The organism is Aureimonas jatrophae (assembly GCF_900104035.1).
Classification (GTDB): Bacteria; Pseudomonadota; Alphaproteobacteria; order Rhizobiales; family Rhizobiaceae; genus Aureimonas; species Aureimonas jatrophae.
In genome coordinates this window covers 364975-389904 of record NZ_FNIT01000002.1, presented here as the reverse complement: position 1 = coordinate 389904, position 24930 = coordinate 364975, and the positions used below count along the sequence as shown (strand labels likewise).

Sequence of the window (24930 nt, the reverse complement as noted above, 5' to 3'; positions counted from 1 at the left end):
GGAGAGACACATGGCGACCAGCATCACGCTCGACCGCGTGGAGAAGAGCTTCGGCGGGCTGCAGGTCATCCACGGCATCGACCTCCAGATCGAGCCGGGCGAGTTCACGGTGTTCGTCGGACCGTCGGGCTGCGGAAAATCGACCCTTCTGCGCATGATCGCGGGGTTGGAGGAGATCACGGGCGGCGAGCTGCGGATCGACGGGACACGCATGAACGAGGTGCCGGCCTCCAAGCGCGGCATCGCCATGGTGTTCCAGAGCTACGCGCTCTACCCGCACATGAGCGTCTATAAGAACCTTGCCTTCGGGCTCGAGACGGCAGGCTACAAGAAGGCCGAGATCCGCGAACGCGTCCAGCGCGCGGCCAACATCCTGCAGATCAACCCGCTGCTGCAGCGCCGGCCGAAGGCGCTCTCGGGCGGCCAGCGCCAGCGCGTCGCCATCGGACGCGCCATCGTGCGCGAGCCCAAGATCTTCCTGTTCGACGAGCCGCTCTCGAACCTGGACGCCGAGCTGCGCGTCCAGATGCGCGTCGAGATCGCCGGCCTCCACCAGACGCTCGGCAACACGATGATCTACGTGACGCACGACCAGGTCGAGGCGATGACCATGGCCGACAAGATCGTGGTCCTGAAGGAGGGTCGCATCATGCAGGCCGGGCGTCCGCTCGACCTCTACAACCGGCCCGCCAACCGCTTCGTCGCCGGCTTCATCGGCAGCCCCAAGATGAACTTCCTGAAGGCGCGCCTGCTGCAGGACGATCCCTCGCGGCGCACGATCGACGTCTCGGGCCTCAAGCTGACGCTGGAGGCGCCGGTCGAGGCGCGGGCGGGCGAGGAGCTGACCTTCGGCGTGCGGCCGGAACACCTGCGCGCGGGCGATGGCCGGGCCGGTCTGGGTTCGGCGCGCGTCCAGCTCGTCGAGCACCTGGGCGGCTCCACTGTCGTCTATGCCGCCATGCCCAACGGCGAGACCTCGACCGTCGTCCTCGACGGCCAGCAGCCGATCCGCTCGGGCGAGACGATCCCCCTCGCCTTCGATCCGGCCAAGGCGCACCTTTTCGGCAGCGACGGTCGGCGCATCTGACGCAACCCGTCTCGTCGCCGACCGTTTGCGGGCGAAAGCCAGCAGCGGAGTGCGAGACGATGGTACCTTCGATCCTGATGGGCGTGGCGGCCGGCGCCCGCTCCCTGACGCCGTTGGCGGTCTCGGCCTGGCTCGCGCGGCGCGGCGAGCTGCCGAACCGGGGCCGGCTCGCGCGGCTTCTGGGCGGCGACGCGGCGGTCGCGGGCGCGACGCTCCTGGCGGTCGGTGAGATCCTCGGCGACAAGATGCGCACGGCGCCCGATCGCATCGTCCTGCCCGGCATGGCGGCGCGCCTCGCGACCGGTGCGGTGGCCGGCGCGGCGCTGGCGCCCCGGCGCACGCAGGATCTGGGCGCGATCCTCGGTGCCGTGACCGCGCTGGCCAGCGCCCACATCACGTTTCGGGCCCGAATGCGCGCGATGCGCGAGGTCGGGCAGCGCCCGAGCGGCGCGGCCGAGGACGCGCTGGTCCTGGCGCTGGCGCTCGGGGCGGCGGCGCTGGCGCGCCGTCGCCGCTAGCGGTCGCTCAGACCTCCATGTCGTTGCGACGCGAGGCGAAGCGCAGCGCCACCAGCGTGCAGATCGCGCCCGACAGGAGATAGGCGCCGGCCGCCAGAAGGCCGAACTGCGAGGCGAGAACGAGGCCGGCCAAAGGGGCGAGTCCCGCGCCGAAGATCCACGCGAGGTCCGAGGTGAGGGCCGAGCCGGTGTAGCGGTAGTGCGGCTGGAAGTTCGAGGCGACCGCACCCGAGGACTGGCCGAAGCTCAGGCCCAGAAGCGCGAAGCCCGACAGCATGAAGAAGGCCTCGCCCGCCAGTCCCGCGTCGAGAAGCTGCGGCGCGAAGCCGCTGAACACCGCGATCGCGACCGCGCAGACCTGCAGGAGACGCGCCCGGCCGAACCGGTCCGACAGGTTGCCCGAGACCATGATGGCGATCGTGAACACCACCGCGCCCGCGCTTTCCAGAAGCAGGAAGCGCGACGGCGCCTCGCGCGTGTAGAGGAACACCCAGGAAAGCGGGAACACGGTCACCATGTGGAACAGCGCGAAGCTGGCGAGCGGCGCGAAGGCGCCCGCCAGAACCGTGCGCCCTTGAGCGCGCAGCGTCTCGCGGATGCGCACGGGCTTCAGCTCGCGCTCGTCGTAGAGGCGCGTGTATTCCGGCGTCACCACGATGCGCAGGCGCGCGAAGAGGGCCACGACGTTGATCGCGAAGGCCACGAAGAAGGGGTAGCGCCAGCCCCAGTCGTAGAAGTCGGCCGCCGACAGGTTGCCGACGAAGAAGGCGAACAGGAGGCTCGCGACCAGGAGCCCGATCGGTGCGCCGAGCTGCGGGATCATGGCGTACCAGCCGCGCTTCTCCTTGGGCGCGTTGAGCGCGAGGAGCGGCGCTAGGCCGTCCCAGGTGCCGGCCACCGCGATGCCCTGCAGGACGCGCAAGGTGGTCAGGACCACCGCGGCCCAAAGACCGATGCGCTCGTAGCTCGGCAGGAAGCCGATCGCCACCGTCGAGGTGCCGAGCATGAACAGCGCCAGCGTGAGCTTGGCGCTGCGCCCGTAGGTCCGGTCGATGGCGTTGAAGATCGAGGTGCCGAGCGGGCGCGCGGCAAAGGCCAGGGCGAAGATCGCGAAGGAGTAGAGCGTGCCGGTGACCGGGTCGACGAACGGGAAGACCAGGCGCGGGAACACGATCACCGAGGCGATCGCGTAGACGAAGAAGTCGAAGAATTCCGACGTGCGCCCGATGATCACGCCGATCGCGATGTCGCCGGAGCGCACATCGCCGTGATGGCGTGCGTTGATGAGCCGGGCGTCCCGCTCGGCCGAAGCTTCAGTGTGCGTCATATCATCCATCGCGGTCGGAGCCCGGACGCGCCGGGTCGCGAAAAACGGTACCTTTTCCCACATAGCTTATCACGCGGGTGGATCGACCCGTGGCATTGGGCAAATTGTCCAATGTCGCAGCGCAGCAAGGAGGTTTAGCGCGCCCCCATGACCCAAGCTCGCCACAGATCCGTCTGGAAGCGCCTCGGCGCTCCTCTCGCTGGCCTTCTCCTGCTGCCGCTGGCCGGCTGCAACATGGTCGTCATGGCGCCGGCCGGTGACGTCGCCGCCCAGCAGCGCGACCTGATCCTGATCTCGACCGGCCTGATGCTCCTCGTGATCATTCCGGTCATGGTGCTGACCGTCCTGTTCGCCTGGCGCTACCGCGCCGCCAACAAGGACGCGGCCTACGATCCCGACTGGGACCACTCGACGCGCCTCGAACTGGTAATCTGGGCGATCCCGCTCCTGATCGTCATCGCGCTCGGCGCCTTCACCTGGATGGGCACCCATCTTCTCGACCCCTACCGCCCGCTCGGGCGCGTGGCGGCCGACCGGCCGATCGAGGCGAACGTCGAGCCGCTTGAGGTCGAGGTCGTGGCGCTCGACTGGAAGTGGCTCTTCATCCTGCCGCAATACGGCATCGCGACGGTCAACGACCTCGCGGCGCCGGTGGACCGGCCGATCCGCTTCAAGCTGACCGCGTCCACGGTGATGAACGCCTTCTACGTGCCGACGCTCGCCGGCATGATCTACGCCATGCCCGGCATGGAAACGACGCTGCACGGCGTGATCAACCACCCCGGCACCTATGACGGCTTCTCCTCGCACTACAGCGGGGCGGGCTTCTCGAAGATGCGCTTCAAGTTCCACGGGGTCGACCAGGCCGGCTTCGACACCTGGGTGAACGAGGCGCGCACGAGCGGCCAGACGCTCGACCGCACGACCTATCTGGAGCTCGCCGAGCCGAGCGAGGGCGTTCCGGTCATGCGCTATGCCGGTGTCGACCCCGCGCTCTTCGACGCGGTGGTCAACCTGTGCGCTGAGCCGGGTCGCATGTGCATGAGCGAGATGATGGCGATCGACGCGCGCGGCGGCCTCGGGCTTGCCAGCCTCAACGCCACGCTTCCGCTCGTCGACCGGACCGGAGCGCCGCGCGGCGCCACCGTGCTCGGTCCCGCACCCCGCTTCGTCGCCTCGATCTGCACCGAGGAAGAAGCTCTCGCCGCGCTGCGTGACCGCCCGAAGGACGAGGTGCGCGACCGCTTCACCGCGATCCTAGGCCTCGGCCTTCCCAGACCGCTCTCCGCGCTGGGCAACGAACCCGTCATCAGCCGCGCCGACGCGCCGCTCGACCTCCTCAGCTCGCTGTGATTCCCTGCCATGGCTCTTGAAACCTCCCCTCCCGTCAGCCCGATCTTCGGGCGCCTGACGCTTCAGGCCTTCCCGCTCCACGAGCCCATCGTGGTGGGCGCCTTCGCCGGCACCGCGCTGATCGGCGCCGCTGTCCTGTTCCTGATCACCAAGTACAAGCTCTGGGGCTACCTCTGGAAGGAGTGGTTCACGAGCGTCGATCACAAGAAGATCGGCATCATGTACATGGTGCTCGGCCTCGTGATGTTCCTGCGCGGCTTCTCCGACGCCATCATGATGCGCGCCCAGCAGGCGATCGCCTTCAACGGCTCGGAAGGCTACCTGAACGCCCATCACTACGACCAGATCTTCACGGCCCATGGCGTGATCATGATCTTCTTCGTGGCGATGCCTTTCGTCACGGGTCTCATGAACTACGTCGTGCCGCTGCAGATCGGCGCGCGCGACGTCTCGTTCCCGTTCCTCAACAACTTCTCGTTCTGGATGACCGCGGCGGGCGCCATCGTCATCATGATGTCGCTGTTCGTCGGCGAGTTCGCCCAGACCGGCTGGCTCGCCTTCCCGCCGCTCTCGGGCATCGAGTCCAGTCCGTATGTCGGGGTGGACTACTATCTCTGGGCGCTGCAGGTGGCGGGCGTCGGCACGACCTTGTCGGGCATCAACCTGATCTGCACGATCATCAAGATGCGCGCGCCCGGCATGACCATGATGAAGATGCCGATCTTCTGCTGGACGTCGCTGTGCACGAACATCCTGATCGTGGCGTCCTTCCCGGTCCTGACCGCCGTCCTGACCCTTCTGACGCTCGACCGCTACGTGGGAACGAACTTCTTCACGAGCGATCTGGGCGGCAACTCCATGATGTACGTGAACCTCATCTGGATCTGGGGCCACCCGGAGGTCTACATCCTGATCCTGCCGCTGTTCGGCGTCTTCTCGGAGGTCACCTCGACCTTCTCGTCCAAGCGCCTCTTCGGCTACACCTCGATGGTCTACGCCACCGTCGTGATCACGATCCTCGCCTACCTCGTGTGGCTCCACCACTTCTTCACGATGGGTTCGGGCGCGAGCGTGAACTCGTTCTTCGGCATCACGACGATGATCATCTCGATCCCGACGGGCGCCAAGATCTTCAACTGGCTGTTCACCATGTATCGCGGGCGCGTGCGCTTCGACCTGCCGATGATGTGGACCATCGCCTTTATGCTCACCTTCGTGGTGGGCGGCATGACGGGCGTTCTCCTGGCGGTGCCGCCGGCCGACTTCGTGCTGCACAACTCGCTGTTCCTGGTGGCGCACTTCCACAACGTCATCATCGGCGGCGTCCTGTTCGGCGTGTTCGCGGCGATCAACTACTGGTGGCCGAAGGCCTTCGGCTACAAGCTCGACACGTTCTGGGGACACGTCTCGTTCTGGTGCTGGACGGTCGGCTTCTGGGTCGCCTTCATGCCGCTCTACGTGCTCGGCCTGATGGGCGTGACGCGGCGCATGCGCGTCTTCGACGACCCCTCGCTCCAGATCTGGTTCGTCGTCGCGGCGGTGGGCGCGCTTCTGATCGCGGCGGGCATCGGCGCCCTTCTCGTGCAGATCGCGGTCTCGATCTGGCGCCGCGACGCGCTTCGCGACACCACGGGCGACCCGTGGGGCGGGCGCACGCTGGAATGGGCGACCTCCTCGCCGCCGCCGGACTACAACTTCGCCTTCACGCCCGTTGTGCATGACGGCGACGCCTTTGCGGACATGAAGGCTCGCGGCTACCAGCGTCCGCTGGACGGCTACCGGCCGATCCACATGCCCTCGAACACGGCCACGGGCGTCGTCCTGTCGGTGCTCAGCGTCGCCTTTGCCTTCGCCATGATCTGGTACATCTGGTGGCTGGCCGCGCTCAGCTTCGTCGCCATCGTCGGCGCGGCGATCGTCCACACGTTCAACTACCACCGGGACTACCACATCCCGGCCGACGTGGTGTCGCGCACCGAGGCGCAGCGGACCGACCTCCTGGCGGCGGGAGCGCGCGCATGAGTTCGGCGACCGTAACCACCGTCGACGCCAAGGGCGAGGTGGCCTTCCACCTCGTCGAGGAGCCGCATCACGAGGAGGGTCACTCCACGCTGCTCGGCTTCTGGATCTACCTGATGAGCGACTGCCTCATCTTCGCGATCCTGTTCGCCACCTTCGGCGTGATCGGCGGCAACTACGCCGCCGGTCCCGGCCCGAGGGATCTGTTCGATCTGGAACTCGTCGCCCTCAACACGGCGATGCTGCTCTTCTCGTCGATCACCTACGGCTTCGCGATGCTCGAGATGGCGCGCGGCCGCAAGAACGCGACGCTCGCTTGGCTGGGCATCACGGGCGTTTTCGGCGCCGCCTTCCTCGGCATCGAGCTCTACGAGTTCCACCACCTGATCGAGATCGGCGCCACGCCGCAGCGCTCGGGCTTCCTGTCGGCCTTCTTCGCGCTGGTCGGCACCCACGGCCTTCACGTGTTCTTCGGCTCGATCTGGCTGGTGACGCTGATGGTGCAGGTCTCCCGAAAGGGCCTGATCCCGGCCAACCAGCGTCGCCTCATGTGCCTGTCCATGTTCTGGCACTTCCTGGACGTCATCTGGATCGGCGTCTTCACCTTCGTTTATCTTCTGGGGATGCTGCGATGAGCGCTCCGGCCAACGACACCAAGATCGCGCAAGAGCACCGCGCCGCCAACGAGCACGACGGCGACGCCGCACACGGCTCGCTGAAGGGCTACATGACGGGCTTCGTCCTGTCGGTGCTTTTGACCGCAGTGCCCTTCTATCTCGTGATGGAGCGCCCGCTCGAGAGCACGGCCTGGATCGGCTTCCTGGTGGTGGCCTTCGCGGCCGTCCAGGTCGTGGTCCACATGATCTTCTTCCTCCACATGAACGCCCGCGCCGAGGAAGGCTGGACCTTCATGGCTCTGATGTTCACGCTGGTCGTGGTGGTGATCACGCTGAGCGGCACGTTGTGGGTCATGTACAACCTCAACACCAACATGATGCCGGGCGACATGCACGACATGAGCCAGATGCCGTGAACGGGCGGGCGGCGGGCGGCCGCGCCAAGCGGTTCGCGCTCGCCGCCCTGATGCTCGTTCTGGTCGCCGTGCTGACGGCGTTGGGCCTGTGGCAGGTCGAGCGCCGCGCCTGGAAGCTCGACCTGATCGCTCGGGTCGAGGCCCGCGTCGAGGCCGAGCCGGCCGCGCCCCCCTCGCCCGAGGCCTGGTCCACGTCCTCGCCCGCCGAGGCCGAGTACCGCAACGTCCGCCTCGAGGGTCGCTTCGAGTCGGTCCGGCCGGCGCTGGTTCAGGCGGTGACCGAGCGCGGCGGCGGCGACTGGGTCCTGGCGCCCTTCCGCACGCGCGAAGGCTTCGCGGTGCTCGTCAATCGCGGCTTCGTGCCGGTCGGCACCTCGGCCGAGGCCATCGCCCCGCCGCCGGAGGGCGACACGACGGTGACCGGCCTCCTGCGGCTGACCGAGCCCGAGGGCGGTTTCCTCCAGAGCAACGATCCGGCCGCCGACCGCTGGTACTCGCGCGACGTCGCGGCGATCGGCGCCTCGCGCGGCGTCTCGGGTCTGGCCCCCTACTTCGTGGACGCGCGCACGGGAGCCGAGGGCGTGCCGTCGGGCTCGGCCGCGGTTCGACCGGTCGGCGGCCTGACGGTCCTGCGCTTTCCCAACAACCACCTGGTCTACGCGCTGACCTGGTTCGGCATGGCGGCGCTGGCGCTGGTGGGCCTTGTTCTGGTTCTGCGCTCGGACCGCCGGACGGCGTCGGAGCCGCCAGCATGACCGCCTCCGACGCCGTTCGGGGCCGCGACGCGCCGGTGGTGGCGCCGATCCGCGAGAGCGCCAACCGACAGAACCTCCTTCTTCTCACCCAGCTGCGCTGGATCGCGGCGCTGGGTCAGGTCGCGACGATCCTCGCCGTGCGCTTCGCGATCGGCATCGACCTGCCGCTCGCCCCCATGGCCGTGGTGATCGCGACGCTGCTGCTCGTCAACGCGGCGAGCGTCCGCAGCGTGCGCGGCGGGCGACCGGTCTCGAACGGCGAACTCTTCCTGCAGCTTCTTCTCGACGTCGCGGCGCTCACGATCCAGCTGTCGCTCAGCGGGGGCGCCGACAATCCGTTCGTGATCCTGTTTCTCCTGCAGGTGATCCTGGGTGCGGTGCTGCTGGAAGCCTGGTCCGCCTGGACCCTCGTCGCGATCACAGGCACGGCCTTTCTCGGCCTGATGCACGACCGGATCGCTCTAGCCGCGTCGCCGGACCTCTACGCGAAGGGCATCCTCCCTTTCCATGTCCAGGGCACGTTCATCGGCTTTCTTCTCGCCGCCGGGCTGCTGGTCTTCTTCGTGGACAAGATCAACCGCAACCTGCGCCTGCGCGACCGGCGGCTCGGCGACCTCGCGCGCCAGGCGGCGGAAGAGGAGCACATCGTGCGCATGGGCCTGCTCGCGTCGGGGGCCGCGCATGAGCTCGGCACACCGCTCGCCACGCTCGCCGTGATCCTCAACGACTGGCGACACCTGCCCACCTTCCGCGACGACCCCGTGACCGCGCAGGAGATGGAGGACATGCAGGCCCAGCTCGACCGCTGCAAGTCGATCGTGACCGGCATTCTCCTGTCGGCCGGCGAGGCGCGGGGCGAGCACATCGTCTCCACCAGCGCGAGCCACTTCGTGGACGAGCTCGTCGCCGAGTGGCGCGCCTTCCGCTCGCCGCGCCGGCTCGACTATCTCAACCTCTTTCGGCCCGATGAGCGCATCCTGTCCGATCCGGCGCTGAAGCAGGTGATCGCCAGCCTCTTCGACAACGCCTTCGAGGCCTCGCCCAACTGGATGCGCGTCACCGTGCGCCGCGAGGAGGAACGACTCGTGCTCGACGTCGAGGACGCGGGTCCGGGCTTTTCCGAGACCATGCTCGCCGAGTTCGGCAAGCCCTACCGCTCCAGCAAGAACCGCGCGGGCTCGGGCCTCGGCCTGTTTCTGGTGGTCAACGTCGTGCGCAAGCTCGGCGGAACAGTGGAGGCCGGCAACCGGCCGGACGGCGGCGCGCGGGTGACGCTGGCCCTGCCCCTCGATCGGCTGCGCGCGGAGGACCCCGATGGACGACGCTAACACCTCGCTCCTGATCGTCGAGGACGACCCGACCTTCTCGCGCACGTTGAAGCGCTCCTTCGAGCGGCGCGACTACACGGTCCGCGTCTGCGCCGGCGTCGGCGAGATGCGCGCGGCGATCGAGGCCGAGACACCGGACTACGCGGTGGTGGACCTGAAGCTCGGCGACGGTTCGGGCCTCGAGTGCGTGAAAATCCTTCATGAGCACGACGCCGACATGCGCATCGTGGTGCTGACCGGCTACGCCAGCATCGCGACCGCCGTCGAGGCCGTGAAGCTCGGCGCCTGTCATTACCTCGCCAAGCCCTCCAATACCGACGACATCGAGGCCGCCTTCGCGCGCGCGGAAGGCTCGACCGACATTCCGCTCGGCACGCGCGCGACCTCGATCAAGACGCTGGAATGGGAGCGCATTCACGAGGTCCTGGCCGAGGTCGACTTCAACATCTCGGAGGCCGCGCGGCGCCTCGGCATGCACCGGCGGACCCTGGCGCGCAAACTCGGCAAGAGCCGCGTCTCCTGAGCGGTCCCACGGCTTGGGTGAGCGCTCGCCCAAGCGTCAGCGCTCGCCCAAGCGTCAGCGCTCGCCGAAGCGTCAGCGCTCGCGCAGCGACTCCTCGATGTTCCGCGTGACCGGCGCGACGAGATACTGCAGCACCGTGCGCCCCTCCGTCGGGATCACGACCTGTGCGTCCATGCCGGCGACAAGGCGCGGGCGGAGGTCGGCCGGAAGGCTGGCGGCGTCCATCGTCACCTCCACCGCATAGGCGGGCGGCTGGCTCGGATCGCTTCCCGCCACCGTGTCGCGCGACACGAAGCTCAGCCTCCCCGTCAGCTTCTCGGCGCGGTAGCGCGTCAGCGCCCCGGCATGGATCTCCACCGCCATGCCCTCGTGGATGCGGTCGATGTCGCCGGGCGTGACGCGGGCGCGGATGCGCATGTCCTCGCCCTCGGGCACGACGTCGAGGATCGGCTCGCCGCCGCGCACCACGCCGCCCACCGTGAAGACGCGGCTGCCCTGGACCGTGCCGGCCACCGGCGAGCGGATCGCCGAGCGCGCCAGCATGTCGAGCGCGACCTGCCGTTCCTGACGGAAGGCCGCGATCTGGCGCCCGACCTCGATCAGCGCGCCGGACGCCTCCTGCCGGTAGTCCTTGCGCAGGGCCTCGCGTTTCAGGGCGATCTCGGCCAGGCGGTCCTCGCCCTTGACCTTGTCGTTGCGGCTCTTGCGCACGGTCGCGTCGAACTGCGCCTTCTGGCGCTCCAGCGTCGTGACGCGGCTCAGCGCGACGAGGCCCTTCTCGTAGAGGGGCCGCACGCTCTTCAGCTCCTTGGCGAGGCTCGCCAGCTGCTCGCTCGCCCCTTGCGCGTCGAGCTGCACCTGCGCGATCTCGTTGCGCACCTGCTTGGCCTGCGCATCGAGAAGCTCGAGCGATCCCGCGAGCACCTGCCGGCGGCTTTCGAAGTCGCGATGGTTGTCGTCGATCGCGCTGCCCTCGAGGCCCCGCATCAGCGTCACGGCCTCTTCGGGAAGCACCATGTAGTCGGCCATGTCGCGCTGGGCGACGAGCCGGGCCTCGGTGGCGAGCGCACCGGCGAGCCCCTTGGCGGCGGCTGCGGCGGCCGCTTCCGAGCGCGTCGTGTCGAGCCGCAGAAGAAGCTGATCGGCCTCCACCCGGTCGCCGTCGTGCACCAGGATCTCGGCGACGATGCCGCCCTCCAGGTGCTGCACGGTCTGGCGGTGCGACTCCACCGCGAAGGTGCCGTTGGTGACCACCGCCGAGTTGATGCGCGCGAACGCGGCCCAACCGCCGCACAGGCCGACCGACAGCGAGAGCACGAGATAGCCGGCCTTGAGCGAGCGCCGCCAGTCGGCGTTGGGTGGGGGCGCAGGTGTGAAGGCGGTACCCGAAGCGGGTGCGAGCGCGGCGCTCATCCGCCCGTTCCCGTACGCGGCAGGTCGAGCACCGCGGGCTGGGGCGCTGCGGCCTCGCGCAGGCGCGGCAGGCGGCTGAAGATGCGCTCGCGCGCGCCGATCGCCTGCACGACGCCCTCGTTCAGGACGAGAAGGTCGTCGCAGTAGCCGAGCAGGCTGATGCGGTGCGAGACGACGATCACCGCCGAGCCCGCGTCGCGCATGCGCTGAAGCGTGCGGCCGAGCACCTGCTCGGCGCCGGCGTCGAGGTTGGAGTTGGGTTCGTCGAGAACGAGAAGACGTGGCGTGCCGTAGACCGCGCGGGCCAGTGCCACGCGCTGGCGCTGGCCGCCCGACAGCGTGTGGCCGCCCGGGCCGCCGAGGCGCGTCGCGTAGCCCTCGGGCAGGCCTCGCACGATGTCGTGGATACCCGCCATGTCCACGGCTGCGAGGACGCTGTCGGCGGTCGCGGCCGGGTCGAAGCGGCTGATGTTCTCGGCCAGCGTGCCCGGCAGGAACTCCACGTCCTGCGGCACGTAGCCGACATGGCGCCCGAGCTCGTCGGCGTCCCAATGCGCGAGATCCTGCTCGCCGAAGACGACCGTTCCGCGCCGGGGCCGCCAGATGCCGGTGAGAAGACGCGACAGGCAGCTCTTGCCCGCCCCGCTCGGTCCCACGATGCCCAGGATGCGGCCGGGCGCGAGCGTGAAGGACACGTCGTTGATCACCGGGCGCTCCATGCCCGGCGGGCCGCCGACGAGGCGGGTGACCGCGAGCGTCCCGGAGGGCGCAGGCAGGGACAGGGGCTTGGGCGCCGCCTCGATGCCGCGCAGAAGCGCGTCTAGCCGCCCCGCCGCCATTCGGAACGACTGGATCTGGCTCCAGTTGCCGATGAGATGCTGCAGCGGCCCCTGCGCGCGCATCATGATCATCAAGACCACGAACAGCACCGACAGGTGGATCTGGTCCACGAGAAAGAGCGTGCCGCCAAGGCCGTAGACGATGATCATCTGCCCGTTCTGGACCATGCGCGGCACGAGGCCGATCGCGCTGGCCCGCGCCTGAGCGAGCCCGCGCCATCCGAGCCCGTCGCGATGCAGGGCGTACCAGCGCTCGGTGAGGGCCGGCAGCATGCCCATGGCGCGCACGGTCTCGGCGTTGCGCGAGACGGCGAGGCCGAACTCGTTGGCCTCGAGGTCGAGGCGGCCCGCCGAGGCGAGATGCCCCGAGACCCAGTAATGCGTCGCGACCGACATGGCGGCGGAGAAGGCCAGGAGGCCGAGGATCAGGAAGCCGAAGGCGGCGTTCACGAAGAACATCGCCACCACGAAGAGCGGCGACCAGAAGGCGTCGATCGCCGCCGACAGCGAGGGTCCACCCAGGAAGCGGCGCACGGTCTGGAGGTCCTGAAGCGCCTGGGCGGAGGAGCCGCCGTCAGGCGTTCGTCCGCGATTGAACGCATCGAAGCAGGTGCGCGTCAGGCGCGCGTCGATCTCGGCGCCCATGCGCTCCAGCACCTGCGCGCGGATCGACTCCATCAGCGTGTAGGTCGCCGTCACGATCACCGCGATCGCGACCAGCGTCAGGAGCGTCGAGGCGTTGCGGCTGGTCCCGACGCGCTCGATGATGCTCATGGGGATCAGCGACATCGCCATGAACAGGAACGGCAGAAAGAAGCCGAAGGCGAGAAGGTTGAGATAGCCCGACGAGAGCGAGCGCAGGATGGCCAGAAGCGGCGACGACAGGACGGGCTTCACGCGGCACACCCCGCCCCGTCGGCGCACGGCCGGGTGCGTCGAGACCCTTCGGCCCCGCCCACCCTGCCCATCCCGGCTTTCCGGGGCTCGCGCATGCCCGCTCCTTTTTCCCGGCGGTTCCCGATCCCGAGGACGCCGCGGCTTTCGGGATCGAACCGCTGCGCCGCCTCGTTGAGGGACCGGGCCGATGCCGGTTCGAGCGGGTAAAATTGCACACGGGGAGTAAAGCTCTGTTTAAGCAGGCCGATACGCGTGCAACCGCCGCCGCGCGCCGACTGTCGCATCGCCGGACGGGTGCGATCGCCGGCGCGGCGCTTCTGGCGAGCGGGGGAGCCGGCGCGCAGGCCGGCGAGCCGGCGCTGCGGCTGACGGTGGAGCCGCAGGAGAGCGTTCTCTTCAGCCACGGGCGCGATGCCTGCGAGCCCTGGGATATTCCCGACACGCCGACCCGCGCCTTTCGCGACGCCGCCGGCACGATCCACGTCTTCCAGAGCCACCACCGGGCGCGCGCCCTGACCGGCCGGAGCTTCGGCGCGCTCGCGCATAGCTGCCGCGTGGCGTATCAGGCCGCCGGGCTCGACGACCCCGCCTCGTTCAGCAACCGGAGCTGGATCGCCGCCACCTACACGCACGACGGGCGGACCGTCCACGCCGTGCTGCACGACGAGTATCGCGGGCATCTGGCGGGGCGCTGCGATACGAGCGAGGCCGACGCCTGCTGGTACAACACGTTGACGGCGGCTGTCTCGCACGACGGAGGCGCGCGTTTCGAGCCGGCCGAGCCGCGCCTAGTCGCAGCCCTTCCCCAGCGCGCGGACGAGACGCGCGGGAGGCGCGCGGGCTTCTTCGAGCCCACCAACATCGTCCCCGTCACGGGCGGCTTCGCGATGATGGCGAACGTCGTGGCACCCGAGCCCCAGCGGTCCGGCAACTGCCTGCTGCGCACCGACGATCTCGCGGATGCCTCGCGCTGGCGCGCCTGGCACGACGGGGCGTACCGGACGCGGATCGCCGACCCGTATCGCGAGGATGCGGACCCGGCCGCCCACCTCTGCGACCCGATCGATCCCACGCACCTGCCCTGGCCGGTCACGAGCCTCGTGCGCCACGAGCGGTCGGGGCAATGGATCGCCACCATGAAGGGACGGCGCGCCGACGCGCACGGGCGCGAGCGGACCGGGGTCTTCGTGTCGACCAGCGTCGACCTTCTCCACTGGCAGGGGCCGACCCTCGTCCTCGAGGCTCCGCTCATGGGCAGCGGGCAGCCTTGCGCGCCGGACCAGCCGATCGGCTATCCCGCGCTGATCGACCCGGAGAGCGCGGACCGGAACTTCGCGACCGTCGGCGACCGGCCGATGCTCACCTTCGTGCGCAGCCGCCTCGAGGGCTGCCGGATCGGCACCGACCGCGACGTCGCGATGCGTCCCGTCCGGATCGAGCCGGCGGACTGAGCGAGACTCACATGCGGGTCTGCACGCCGTTGCGCTCGATGAAGCTCTTCATGCGGTCGTAGCGCTCGGGGAAGAGTTGCTGAAAGCGCGCGAAGCGCGCGGGCGCCAGGGCGTCGGCGAGCGTCTGGCGCTCGAACTCGGCGGGCGAGTAGATCGGCAGGTCGAAGGTCTCGGCGAGTTCGCGCGAGCGCGTGTCGTAGGAGAAGAGGACGCCCGGCACGCCGGTCGCCACCGCCGGCAGGACCGCATGGACGCGGTAGCCGAGCGCCGCGTCGAACTGCGGCGCGTAGACGTCGTAGTCGCCGGGCGCCCCGACATAATAGAGGCGGCTCTCGTAGAGCGCCTTGAGGCGCGCGCCGGTCACCTCGTCGAACCAGTTCTCGGCGACGAGCTTGGCGGTGGCGCGCTCCATGTGGCGCGGCGAGCGGAAGAAGAAAGCCTTCTCCTCGGGCTCGCCGTGGCAGGAAAGATAGAGGTCGCTCGACAGGTCGAGCTTGGCGATGATGCGCTTCTGCGTGGCGATAAAGGCGGCAGGGTCGACCGCATAGGTCGAGCCGACCTCGCGCCGCAGCGAGAAGGTGACGCGGCGCGGCCCGCCCGGCGCATGGCGCAGCGTCATGTCGCGGTCGCGCGCGCGAAAGATCGAGGGGCAGCCGACGATCTCGAGGTTGTGGATACCGTTGCGGTGGAGGGTCTCAGCCGAGAAGGCGCCGCGCACGCCGATCTGCGTGCGCTCGGCGATCATCTGCCAGAGGCGGCGCCCCTCGGGCGGCAGCGCGATCGGGCGCTCGGTCTCGGCCTGCGCGCCGACCCCGATGCACAAGACCGGCAGGTCCAACGCCTCGACCCAGGCCGGGAAATGGCCCCAGTCCATCGCCTCGTGGATGTAGTTGGAGCCGCGCAGGAGGATGAAGTCGCACCGCTCCTTGACGCGCCGGACGCCCTCCTCGGTCACCGGCTCGTCGATGTTGAGCGAGAGGCCTTCCGAATAGTCCACGACGCGCAGCGTAGAGTCGTACACGCAGATGTCGCCGGTGTTGTAGTAGTCCTCGAGCGTGCGGCTGAACGGCGTGTCGAACCAGACCGCCTCGTGGTTGTTGAGCCGCCGGCCGGAATACTTCACCAGGGCTGCGCGCATGACGAAGGCCTTCTTTGCTTGACGTTGAGGCGCGATGATCGCGCGCAATGATTAAGAACCGGGGACACGGGCGGGAGATCGCTCAGGCGACGCTCCAAAGGCCGGGCTCGGTCGCCGGCCGGCGGCGGCGGTGCGGGTCGGGCCCGTGCAGGATGCGCATCGCCTCCGGCACGCAGACCGTGGCCATGTCGTAGCGGCGCAGCACGGTCTCGCGCGCAAGACGCCCGCGCTCGGCATGGGCCGCCGGGTCGGCCAGAACGTCGGCGACGCGCCGCGCCAGCTCGTTCTTGTCGTGGAAGGGCACGAGAATGCCGTTGCGCCCGTCGATCACCTCGCGCACCGGCGGCGTGTCGGAAGCGATCACCACGCAGCCCGCCGCCATGGCCTCGAGGCACGACCAGGACAGAACAAAGGGATAGGTCAGGTAGACGTGGGCGCGCGACACGCGCAGGACGTCGAGATAGCGCGCGAACGGCAGGTGTCCGAGAAAGTGGATGCGCGACAGGTCGATCTCGCCCGCCACCTCGCGCAGGAAGATCTGGTGCCAGGTCTCGCTTCCGGGCGGCCGCTGGCCATAGGACACGCCGAAGCCGCCGACGACGAGAACGCGCGCGCCGGGGCGCCGGCGCAGGATCTCGGGCAGCGCCCGCATGAAGACGTGGTAGCCGCGCAGCGGCTCGAGGTTGCGCGCGACAAAGGTCACGGTTTCCTCGCCGGCCCGGATCGTGGTGCCGTCGTCGAGCCGCAGGACGGCCTTCGGGTCGGGCGAGACGAGCCGCGTGTCGACGCCCTCGTGAACGGTCCGGATCTTGTCGCGCCACTCGCGCGGGAAGGTCGAGCGCTGCCAGCTGGTGGGCGAGATCGCGAGGTCGCAGTCGCTGAGCGCCAGGAGGCTGGCGGCGTTTCGCGCGTGAAGCCCGACCAGTCCGTCGAGCCCGAGACCGGGGAACTCGGGATCGAAGTTCACGTCGGAATCGTGGGAGCGGTAGAAATACTCGCCGTAGGAGACAAGGCGCGCCTCGGGAAAGGCCGCCCGTAGCGGCAGGGCCTCGCCCCAGCCCGAATGGGCCACCACGACGTCGGGACTGAAGCCCGAGGCGCGCAGCATGGTGCAGACATAGAGCGTCTGCTCGGCGCGCCGCGCCTCGCCGTCGAAGCGGCGGGCGAAGGGGTGGGTCGAGGCGAGCGAGGCGGCCGGCAGCGTGTAGCGGTGCAGCGTGACGCCGGGCAAGGGGCGCGAACCCTCCGCGCCGATCGCCCGCACCTCGTTGGCCGGGTCGGAGCCCAGATGCGTCGCGACGTGCCGGAACTGGGCCGGGAAGTTGTTGTGAACGAAGAGGTACTTCATGCCGCGGCGGCCGCCGGCGCGGCCTCCTCCTCGGCGGGCGGCGACGGGGGAGCGAACTCGGTCCAGTCCGCGACCGAGGCGAGGTCGAAGAGGCCGCTTCCGTCGAGCGCGAAGTTCATGGCCGCCAGGTTCGCCAGGACGATGTCGGCCGCGGAGCCCGGCGCGGCGGCTGGTACCGCCGGAACGGCCATCCGCTCGGCCTCGACCAGCGGCAGGCGCTCGGGCGACAAGTGCCGCCGCGAGAAGAGGATCGCGCCGGCCAGATCCAGCGGCAGGAAGGAGCGGCCCGCCAGCGCCGCCACGGCGCCCTCGTCGAGCGCGGCGAGACGCGCGGCGTCGACCACGAGGTCGGGCGCAGGCCGGCCCTCGGGGTCGCGCAAGGGCACGAGGACGTTGGAGATGCGCAGGAGATCGAGAGCGGCCGACAGCTTCACCGCGCCGGCGCGCGTCATCAGAAGCGTGTTGCGCACCGCTTCCATCTCGGGCGACAGCGCGCCGGTCGCCGGGTCGGCGCAGACCGGCATGCCCCAGGGTCCGACAAGCGCCGCCTCGGCCACGAAGCTGATCGCGTCGATCGGCCGTCCGCCCTGCCGGTTCGACAGGACGAAGGGATAGGTGCGCAGGGCCAGCGGTCGGTAGCCGGCCCGCCAGCGCCCTTCCCCGTCCACCGCCGCGCGCGCGAGAAAGCCCGGATGCACCACGGCGCCGAGACGCGGCATGCCGCCGAGGAGGCGGACGGTGAGCGGCAGGTGGTGGGCTGTCAGGTGGAACTCGGTGTCGTTGACCGGAATCCAGCTCAAGCCCGCCGCGAAGCCGAAGTGCTCGGCGGGACGGAAGCGGGCCTCGGCGACCGAGGCGAGCGGCTGCAGCGTCATGGCGCTCATGCCCGCGCACTCTCGCGCGCCACCGCCTCGCGCGCGGCGGCCAGGAGCGTCGCCGCGCGAAACAAGGACAGGCGGTGGAGCGACAGGATCCGGGCGGCGGCCAGGCCGAAGCGGGCGAGAACCGGCTGAAGACGCGGCGTATCAAAGGCGGAGGCCCGGACCACCGCCAGGCCCTCGACGTCGCAGTGCCGCCCGTGGCCCAGATCGAAGCGCAGCGGCCAGGGCTCCAGCAGCCCGAGTTCGCCCAGCATGCGTCCGATCGCCGATGTGCGGCCGAGGTCGCGCTCGAAGATCGAGAGCGCCCGAAGGCGCAGTTCGGCCGCACTGGTGAGGCGACCGTCGCTCGCGGTGATCGGCGCGCCGGCGTCGCTCGGAAGGTCCGCCCCCGCAACGTCGAGAAGGCACGGATTGTCGCCGTCCAGGGCGGGAGCGGCCGGCAGCACGAAGGGATAGGCCTGAAGCAGGAGCGGCAGCACGGCCAGGCGATCCTGCGTGCCGGCCGCAAAGCCCGACCCGTCCTCCTGGAGGCTGCGCAGGCAGCTCAAACGCGGCCCCTCCTCGCCGCTCTGCCAGACCAGCGGAAAGACCGGCGCGAGGCGCTCCGCTTCGGCGAGGACAACCGGCACGAGCGCGGCGCGGCGCGGCAGGGGATAGCTGAAGGGCGAATAGATGCGCGCCGCCATGCGCTGCCCCGTCAGCGGTTCGGCACGCTCCGAGATCACGGCCGCTCCTCCGGCCGGCAGGGCACGAAGGCGGTGAAGGGCGTGGACGCGTCGCCGCCGCGAAAGCCGATCGCCGCGTCGAGATCGGCCAGCAGCAGCGTGCGGCCACCAAAGGCGTATTCGACGCCCGCTCCCGGCTCGGCCTCGCCATCCGCGAGATGCGAGCCTTCCACAAGGTCGAGGTGATGGGGACCGGGCGCCCACAGGCCGATCACGGGCGGCGAGAACGGAAAGCTCGCGCGCACCTCGCGGCGGATCGCGGCGAGATCGGCGGGCCTCACGTCCTCGCGGATCTCGCAGTCGATCGCGGTGTGAACGTGGAACTCGATGAGGTCGGCCGCCTCCAGCGCGACCTCGTCGCAGACCGAGGCGACGTCCCGCCCGCGCCGCTCGATCTGCAACTGAAGCGGATGGGCGCCGAAGCGCGCAAGGCCACGCAGCGCGTCGTGACGGCGCTGGTCGAGCCAGCCGCGCGCCAGCATCCAGGACAGGGCGGCGGGGTCGCGGCCCTGCCGGCGACGATCCGCGCCCATCGCCTCGCGCGGGCTCAGCGCGCAGGCACCCTGCTTCAGGAGAAGCGTTCCGCCCTCCAGGCGCACGTCGAGGACGCGCGGGTCCTGGTCGGAGCGCAGCGCGACCGGGAAGCCGAAGCCGACGCAGCCGTCGCCGAGACCGGCATCGGCCAGATCCTGCCGGAAGACGTCGACCCGCCCACCGCCGACACAGGTTTCGTCGTGGAAGGCCAGCACGCGCGCCCCGGCGAGCGGTACGCGGTCGCTGTGGATCCAGCCCTCGACGCGCGCGCGGGTCGCCAGATCGATATGGCCCCGAATCACTCGGCCGCCTCGAGAACGGGAGCCCGGCGCGCCGGAGCCCGAGCGAGGGCCGGCGCGCGGGCAAACGCGGCGCAATACTGGCGCGCCATCTCGGCCGCCGTGATCACGGGCGGCAAGCCGGCGCGCAGCACGGCGGCGTTGCGCGGATCGGCGGCCAGGCGCATGGCCCGCAGGAGGTCGGCCGCGTCGCCGAGGCGGAAGTGGAGGCCCGACACGCCGTCGGGCACCTTCTCGGCCATGCCGCCGATACCGGTGCAGATCACCGGCGCGCCGGCCCCGTAGGCCTCCTGAATGACGACCGGCGAGTTCTCCCACCATTTCGAGGGGATCACGACATAGTCGCACTCGCTCATCAGGCGATGGACCGAGCGGTTGTCGTAGGCCCCGGCATAGGTGAGGAAGGGATGCCGCTTGAGGCTCGCCTCGAAGCGCTCGGTGAACTCGGGCGTCTGGCCGATCAGGTTGCCGTGGATGCGCAGGCGCACGGTGGCCGAAAGCGCCTTGTCCTCGGCGATGAGGTCGGCGGCGTCGAGAAGGACGTCGACGCCCTTGAACGGGTTGATCTGCCCGAAGAAGCCGAAGGTCCAGGTCTTGCCCTGCTTGAGGGGCCGGTCGGGCGTGCCCGGCGCGAGCAGCCCGTTCTCGATCACGCTCATGCGCGCCATGTCGAGGCCGAAGGCGCGGAAGCGCTCGGCCAGGAACCGGCTCGGCGACACGAAGCCGTCGAAGTCGCCGAAGCTGTCGAGCATGGTCTCCCGGCGCATCGCGAACTGCGTGCGCATGAGCTCGGGGAAGCAGGTCCCGCAGCTCTCGTTGGAGGCGCCCTCGCACAGGATGCGGGCCTGGCGGGTGATCATCTGCCCGTGGTTGTGGCAGATGGCCAGGAACTCGTGGATCGTCAGGAAGGTGCGCATGCCCGGCATCGCCTTGACGGCGCGCAAGGCCCCCAGACCCAGATGGTAGAAGTGGTGGAAGTTGGCGAGCTCCACCCCCTCGCGGGCGAGGATCGCGACGAGCTGGTCGGCCACGCTGCGCGGCGCCAGATGGTAGAAGTGGTCGTAGCGCTCCGCGTCGTGGAAGACCGCGAACTCGTGCTCGTCGGCAAAGGCGAGGCGATGGCGCGTGGTGGAGGCGCAGGCGCCCACGTAGATCGCATCGACCCCGATCTCGCGCAGGCCCCGGAACAAGGCATAGGCGGAGATCTCGGCTCCGCCCTTCGAGAGCGAGGGATGGCTGTGCGAGATCACGGCGACCTTGGGTGCGCGCGGCGCGGGCGCCCGGTTCTGTCGTTGGCGGTCGGCGAAGATCACGGCTCCCCCCTTCCTCGCCCGGCCAGAAGGTCGCGGTCGATCAGGTCGGCCAGGCGCGAGGCGGCGGGGCGCTCCAGGCGCAGGGCGCAAGCCAACAGGGTGCGGTCGCGCGCGGGGTCGCGCGGCAGGCCGTTGTCGGCGAGAAGGCCCCGCGTCAGCGCCGGCGCATGGGCCGCGAAGGCGAGATAGCTGTCGGCGCTCCAGCCGAAGCAGGCCGCGCCCAGCGCCCCGTCCACCCGGTCCGGCCGCCCGGCGTCGTCGAGGACCTCGAGACGGTCGATGCCGTGGCCGCGACGACCAAGGCTCGACTCCGCCGCGCGCCAGCCCGCGGCGGACAGGACCAGGCCGCGCCCCACGTGAACGAAGCGCTCCGCGCCGAGCCGCGCCAGAAGAAACGGCAGTTCGGGCAGGATGTCGTGACCGTGCAGCACCGCGGCGAAGGAGAGCGGCTGCTCCACCTCGTCGCGCAGGTCCTCGAAGCGTGCGAGCGCCTCGGCTCGCGCCCGACCCGCATCCGCGACGAGGCAGACGCCGATCGCGGGATCCACGTCGGGCAGGTGCCGCGCCAGACGGTCGAAGGCGAGGTTGAGGTTGCCCGCCTCGCCCGGCAGCCGCAGGACGACGAGGCGCGGGCTCGGCGCTTCGGCCAGGAGCGCCGGCTCGCGCACGGCCGACCGCAGGTTGCGGCGCTGGGCGACGAGAAAGGCGTCCCAGAAGCTTTCGTGGCGGATCGAGGGAAAGAGGCGCAGCACCTCGTCGCCGTCCGCGACCGGGTCGAGGCGACGCAGGAGCTTGGGCTCGACGCGCAGCACCGCGCCCGCGCCGTCCTCGTGAACGACGCGCAGGAGCGGAGCACCGCTCGCATCCGCCGGCAGCGCGCCCAGGAGCGCCGCCGAGAAGCCGGCGCGCGCCGTCACACCGCCTGCGCCGAAGACCGACGCCAGGTCGGGCCGCGGCCGGAAGCTTGCGGAGGCCTCGTCGGCGGTCAGAACGCAGTCGCCGACGCGCATCTGGAAGGTCTCGATCCGCTTGGCCGGGCTCACCGCCCAGCCCTCCGCCAGACATCCGAAGCCCGGCACCATCAGGAGACGGTCGACGCCGGCTTCCACCGCCAGCCCGCTGGCGGCGGCCGCTCCGCCAATCCAGTTCGCACCCGAATGAAGGACGCTGGCGAGCGCCTCCGCCTCGCCGCCGACCGCCAGCGGCTGGGCCTGCGCGAAGGCGGCCAGAAAGGCGTCGGCGCGCAGGACGCGGGTTCCCGCCGACACGCGCAGATGAAGCTGGCCGGACGGGCCGAGATACACGAAGCCGTCGCGCAGGACCGGTGGCGGCATCCAGCCGCTATCGAGCAGTCCGACGACGCCGACACAGGTGGAGTTGAGGTCCGCCCGCTCGTAGTGCAGAACCGCGCCGCCGGCCGGCAGCTTCTCGCGGTCTACGACGACGGCGGAGAAGTCCGTCTCCGTGCGCCGCTTCATCCAGCCGACGAACCAGACCTGCCCCTCGCCGGCGGGATAGATCGCCTCGATCTGCCCGGCCTCGCCGTCCGACAGCGGTCGCAGCGGACGCTCCCGCAGGGCGAGCGCCTCGGCGCGCAGCCCCGCGAGCCGACGCAGGAGACGGTCGCCGCGCGTGCCTTCGCGCCCGGCATCGGCGGGCCGAAGCGAGCGAAGCGTCGTCTCGCGCCAGCTGTGCACCAGTTCGCCGACGGTCGGATCGCGTCCGGCGGGCGGCATGAGCCGCGTATCCGTGCCCGCGATGCGGATGCCGACGCGCAGGGAGCGGCGGCGGGCCGACAAGCGAGCGAGCCGCGCGAAGACGTCGGTGGCGAACTGGAAGCCGGCGCGCGTTTCGAAGCCCAGGCGCCGGTCGAGAACCGGATGGGGCGACGCGCTGGCCCCCAATACGAGCGCGTCGTCGCCGACCGTCAGCTCGAGCTCGGTCGCCGCGCGCGGCGCGTCCGGCGACAGGACCCAGCCGCGCATGCCCTCAACCGGATCGATCGCCTCGATGCGACCGCACCAGCGGCTCTCGCCGGCTTCGGCAAGCTCGCTGGGCGCGTAGGCTGACGGGGCGAGGACCTGGAGCATCGATGGGGTTCGGCACGCGGATCAAGGGCACCCCGGCGCGAGGCGCCGGGCCGCAGGAACTCAGGACAGGGCCGGCTCGGCCGACAGGATCTCGACCGAGGCGCCGGCGGCCATCTGCAGCTCGGCCCTGGCGCGCACGTCGAGGATCAGGAGGTGGTCGGGGGTCAGAGGGTAGTCGGTGACGGGCGCGTCGGCGACGTCCTCGACGTGGGTCCCCTCGGCCACGCGCAACGACGCGCGGGTTTCCGTGTGAAGCGCCACGACCTTCAGGACCGGACCGGCGGCGATCTCGGCCAGCGCCGTCTGGAACTCCGCCGGCGAGCGCACCGTGCGCGACGACAGGCGCACATCGGTGCCGGCATAGGATTCCAGAAGCGCGGCGGCGATCACGCCGCTCTTCTCGGCCACCACCGCTTCCTCGCCGGCATTGCGGCGCAGGAGGCCGCGCTCGTAGACACCGAACGACCAGAGAATGCGCAGGAAGTCGAAGTCGCCCTGCCCGATGCGGCCATGCTTGAGCGCCCATTTCAGGGCAGCGAGCCGCGCGCGGACCTCGGCGCGGGGCAGGCCCGCGACGCCCGTCGTCTCGCCGGCGACGCGCGCGCCGGTCTGCAGAAGCATGGCATCGCTGCCCTCGAGCTTCAGGACCACCTGCCCGACACGCTCGGGCAGCACCGAGATCGGAAAGCTGAAGCCCAGGTGTCCGTCGCCGATGCCGGCATCGGCCAGATCGCCACGAAACGTGTTCACCTTGCCGGCGCCGACGCACTGGTCGCCCTGGAAGGCCAGAAGCGTGTGCTCGCGGATACGGCCGTCCGACGTGTGGATCCATCCCTGGATCGTATCGGGGGTGGCGAGCTCGATGCTTCCGCGGATCATCTTCCCTAACCTCTCGGACGAAATTTGCATCAAGATTACGCCCGATGTCTTACACATCCGTAACGCTGCGATACGATCTCGTCATGACCACTCGCCACGCCATCGCAAGTCGGGGCGAAGCTGAGCGACGAAAGAGTTCGTTATCTTTAGCAAATCCATGCATCAACCAACGGCCTTTAAGCTGTCGTTTGCCTCGCTGCGCTCGAAATATCTCATTAACTTGAAGATCTTCCGCTCTTCGTTTCTTCTGCATGAGACGAAATGCGGGGACCATTGGGCGTGGACGCGAGCGAGCGACGTGCGATCTTGAAAGTGGAGCGGGGTCTGTCCTCGCTGACCTATCGCGCCGATGCGGGGTCGCTCGGCGACGGGCCGGTCGCGGAGGTCGTCGCGGTCTCGCCGGGTCTGCGTCTCGTGTCGGCGCCAGGCGAGCCGGACGCGCTTCTTCGCACGCCGGGGCGCGTCCTCGTGATCGCGGCCGATCAGCCGGGCACGATCGAGGTGGTCCTGCGCGCGGCGCGAGCCGGCGCCACGCTCGCCGCGACGCTGGAGCTGACGCGCATGGGCGCCGAGGCCGAGCCGTCGCCCGAGCCTCGTCTGCGGCCGAGCCTTGCGGAAGGCGGCGTCGAGTTCCTGCTTCGCGCCCACGTTTCCCTGCGCGGCGACCTGGCGGCGCCTCGCGGTCATTGGATCTGCGGTCCCGATGCGCCGGGTCGCATCGAGGGCCTGGAGATGCGGGCGGTGGGCGAGGACCTGCCGATCGAATACCAGGTGGCCGTGGCGGGACGCGGCGCGGGCTGGTCGAACTGGACGCCGGCCGGCGCCTATGCCGGCACGCGCGGCAAGGCGCTCCCGCTGATCGGCCTTCGCGCCCGGCTCACGGCGGCGGCGGCTCCCGGCCTGGCGCTCCGTGCGGACGGCGCCTTTCTGGGCGCCTCGCTCGTCACGCGGCGCGGCCGCGACGTCGAGCTCCTGGGTCCCACGCCGCTCGACCCGCTGGTCGGCCTGCGCCTCGATTTCGTCTCCGCGCTGGAGCCGGTCGCCGGATCGCCCTCGATGCCTCCGGTTCGCCAGCCGAGCCGCCTGCGCGTGTTCCGCCGGCCCCAGCCGGAGCGGGAGGCCGCCTGAGCGACCATCGGACTCCCGCGCGGCGATCTCTCCACGACCCGGCACGCCCCGA

The 24930-nt window shown here is 70.2% G+C and carries 22 protein-coding genes; 11 read left to right on the top strand and 11 right to left on the bottom strand.

Going from position 1 to position 24930, the window contains the following annotated elements:
- Positions 1 to 10 precede the first annotated feature (10 nt).
- Together BLQ76_RS06215 and BLQ76_RS06210 are read left to right on the top strand one after the other, a co-directional pair.
- Complete coding sequence (locus tag BLQ76_RS06215) at positions 11 to 1087, top strand: ABC transporter ATP-binding protein (RefSeq protein WP_090670509.1); 1077 nt, start codon at positions 11 to 13, stop codon at positions 1085 to 1087.
- Positions 1088 to 1146: 59 nt separating this feature from the next.
- Positions 1147 to 1605 (top strand): DUF4126 domain-containing protein, encoded by a 459-nt coding sequence (locus BLQ76_RS06210; RefSeq protein WP_090670506.1) that lies wholly within the window; start codon positions 1147 to 1149, stop codon positions 1603 to 1605.
- Positions 1606 to 1612: 7 nt separating this feature from the next.
- On the opposite strand, the gene BLQ76_RS06205 is transcribed toward BLQ76_RS06210, so the two are convergent.
- Positions 1613 to 2932 carry an MFS transporter gene (locus tag BLQ76_RS06205; RefSeq protein WP_090670503.1) on the bottom strand — a complete coding sequence of 440 codons (1320 nt, stop codon included), beginning with the start codon at positions 2930 to 2932 and terminating at the stop codon, positions 1613 to 1615.
- Between the two features lie 147 nt (positions 2933 to 3079).
- Between BLQ76_RS06205 and cyoA the strand changes: the two genes are divergently transcribed.
- Genes cyoA through BLQ76_RS06170 form a run of 7 tightly spaced genes read left to right on the top strand, consistent with a single transcriptional unit; the run spans position 3080 to position 9943 of the window.
- A complete protein-coding gene (cyoA, locus tag BLQ76_RS06200; RefSeq protein WP_090670500.1) occupies positions 3080 to 4285 on the top strand; it encodes a ubiquinol oxidase subunit II in 1206 nt (401 codons plus the stop codon).
- Between the two features lie 9 nt (positions 4286 to 4294).
- Complete coding sequence (gene cyoB, locus BLQ76_RS06195) at positions 4295 to 6307, top strand: cytochrome o ubiquinol oxidase subunit I (protein ID WP_090670497.1); 2013 nt, start codon at positions 4295 to 4297, stop codon at positions 6305 to 6307.
- On the top strand, positions 6304 to 6939 hold the full coding sequence (cyoC, locus tag BLQ76_RS06190; RefSeq protein WP_090670494.1) for a cytochrome o ubiquinol oxidase subunit III: 636 nt from the start codon (positions 6304 to 6306) through the stop codon (positions 6937 to 6939). The genes cyoB and cyoC overlap by 4 nt, the downstream gene beginning before the upstream one ends.
- Positions 6936 to 7337 (top strand): cytochrome o ubiquinol oxidase subunit IV, encoded by a 402-nt coding sequence (cyoD, locus tag BLQ76_RS06185; RefSeq protein ID WP_090670492.1) that lies wholly within the window; start codon positions 6936 to 6938, stop codon positions 7335 to 7337. The genes cyoC and cyoD overlap by 4 nt, the downstream gene beginning before the upstream one ends.
- Positions 7334 to 8092: an SURF1 family protein gene (locus BLQ76_RS06180; protein WP_483073308.1), complete on the top strand. Its 759-nt coding sequence runs from the start codon at positions 7334 to 7336 to the stop codon at positions 8090 to 8092. Before cyoD ends, BLQ76_RS06180 begins: the two co-directional genes overlap by 4 nt.
- On the top strand, positions 8089 to 9420 hold the full coding sequence (locus tag BLQ76_RS06175; protein ID WP_090670489.1) for an ATP-binding protein: 1332 nt from the start codon (positions 8089 to 8091) through the stop codon (positions 9418 to 9420). Before BLQ76_RS06180 ends, BLQ76_RS06175 begins: the two co-directional genes overlap by 4 nt.
- Positions 9407 to 9943 (top strand): response regulator transcription factor, encoded by a 537-nt coding sequence (locus tag BLQ76_RS06170; RefSeq protein ID WP_090670486.1) that lies wholly within the window; start codon positions 9407 to 9409, stop codon positions 9941 to 9943. Before BLQ76_RS06175 ends, BLQ76_RS06170 begins: the two co-directional genes overlap by 14 nt.
- 72 nt (positions 9944 to 10015) lie before the next feature.
- On the opposite strand, the gene BLQ76_RS06165 is transcribed toward BLQ76_RS06170, so the two are convergent.
- Both BLQ76_RS06165 and BLQ76_RS06160 read right to left on the bottom strand, forming a co-directional pair.
- The gene (locus BLQ76_RS06165) at positions 10016 to 11356 is read right to left on the bottom strand and encodes an HlyD family type I secretion periplasmic adaptor subunit (protein WP_090670483.1); all 1341 of its coding nucleotides are present in this window, start codon (positions 11354 to 11356) and stop codon (positions 10016 to 10018) included.
- The gene (locus BLQ76_RS06160; protein ID WP_139183945.1) at positions 11353 to 13092 is read right to left on the bottom strand and encodes a type I secretion system permease/ATPase; all 1740 of its coding nucleotides are present in this window, start codon (positions 13090 to 13092) and stop codon (positions 11353 to 11355) included. Before BLQ76_RS06160 ends, BLQ76_RS06165 begins: the two co-directional genes overlap by 4 nt.
- Before the next feature lie 209 nt (positions 13093 to 13301).
- On the opposite strand from BLQ76_RS06160, the gene BLQ76_RS06155 reads away from it, so the two are divergent.
- Complete coding sequence (locus tag BLQ76_RS06155) at positions 13302 to 14543, top strand: hypothetical protein (RefSeq protein WP_090670477.1); 1242 nt, start codon at positions 13302 to 13304, stop codon at positions 14541 to 14543.
- 7 nt (positions 14544 to 14550) lie between these two features.
- Here the strand turns inward: BLQ76_RS06155 and BLQ76_RS06150 are convergent, their stop codons facing one another.
- The 8 genes from BLQ76_RS06150 to BLQ76_RS06120 form a co-directional block, all read right to left on the bottom strand.
- Positions 14551 to 15681, bottom strand: coding sequence for a polysaccharide pyruvyl transferase family protein (locus BLQ76_RS06150; RefSeq protein ID WP_139183944.1), 1131 nt, complete (start codon positions 15679 to 15681; stop codon positions 14551 to 14553).
- 82 nt (positions 15682 to 15763) lie between these two features.
- A complete protein-coding gene (locus BLQ76_RS06145; protein WP_090670472.1) occupies positions 15764 to 17029 on the bottom strand; it encodes a glycosyltransferase in 1266 nt (421 codons plus the stop codon).
- Positions 17026 to 17913 (bottom strand): SapC family protein, encoded by an 888-nt coding sequence (locus tag BLQ76_RS06140; RefSeq protein ID WP_090670470.1) that lies wholly within the window; start codon positions 17911 to 17913, stop codon positions 17026 to 17028. The genes BLQ76_RS06145 and BLQ76_RS06140 overlap by 4 nt, the downstream gene beginning before the upstream one ends.
- Positions 17910 to 18635, bottom strand: coding sequence for a SapC family protein (locus BLQ76_RS06135; RefSeq protein WP_090670468.1), 726 nt, complete (start codon positions 18633 to 18635; stop codon positions 17910 to 17912). Before BLQ76_RS06135 ends, BLQ76_RS06140 begins: the two co-directional genes overlap by 4 nt.
- Positions 18632 to 19471, bottom strand: a complete 840-nt coding sequence (locus tag BLQ76_RS06130) for a hypothetical protein (RefSeq protein WP_090670466.1) — start codon at positions 19469 to 19471, stop codon at positions 18632 to 18634. The genes BLQ76_RS06135 and BLQ76_RS06130 overlap by 4 nt, the downstream gene beginning before the upstream one ends.
- Positions 19468 to 20781 carry a glycosyltransferase family 4 protein gene (locus tag BLQ76_RS22475; protein ID WP_139183943.1) on the bottom strand — a complete coding sequence of 438 codons (1314 nt, stop codon included), beginning with the start codon at positions 20779 to 20781 and terminating at the stop codon, positions 19468 to 19470. Before BLQ76_RS22475 ends, BLQ76_RS06130 begins: the two co-directional genes overlap by 4 nt.
- Positions 20778 to 22871, bottom strand: coding sequence for a hypothetical protein (locus tag BLQ76_RS22470; protein WP_139183942.1), 2094 nt, complete (start codon positions 22869 to 22871; stop codon positions 20778 to 20780). Before BLQ76_RS22470 ends, BLQ76_RS22475 begins: the two co-directional genes overlap by 4 nt.
- Positions 22872 to 22931: 60 nt before the next feature.
- Positions 22932 to 23750, bottom strand: a complete 819-nt coding sequence (locus BLQ76_RS06120; protein WP_090670464.1) for a hypothetical protein — start codon at positions 23748 to 23750, stop codon at positions 22932 to 22934.
- Positions 23751 to 24029: 279 nt separating this feature from the next.
- On the opposite strand from BLQ76_RS06120, the gene BLQ76_RS06115 reads away from it, so the two are divergent.
- The gene (locus BLQ76_RS06115; protein ID WP_183193129.1) at positions 24030 to 24878 is read left to right on the top strand and encodes a hypothetical protein; all 849 of its coding nucleotides are present in this window, start codon (positions 24030 to 24032) and stop codon (positions 24876 to 24878) included.
- Positions 24879 to 24930 lie beyond the last annotated feature (52 nt).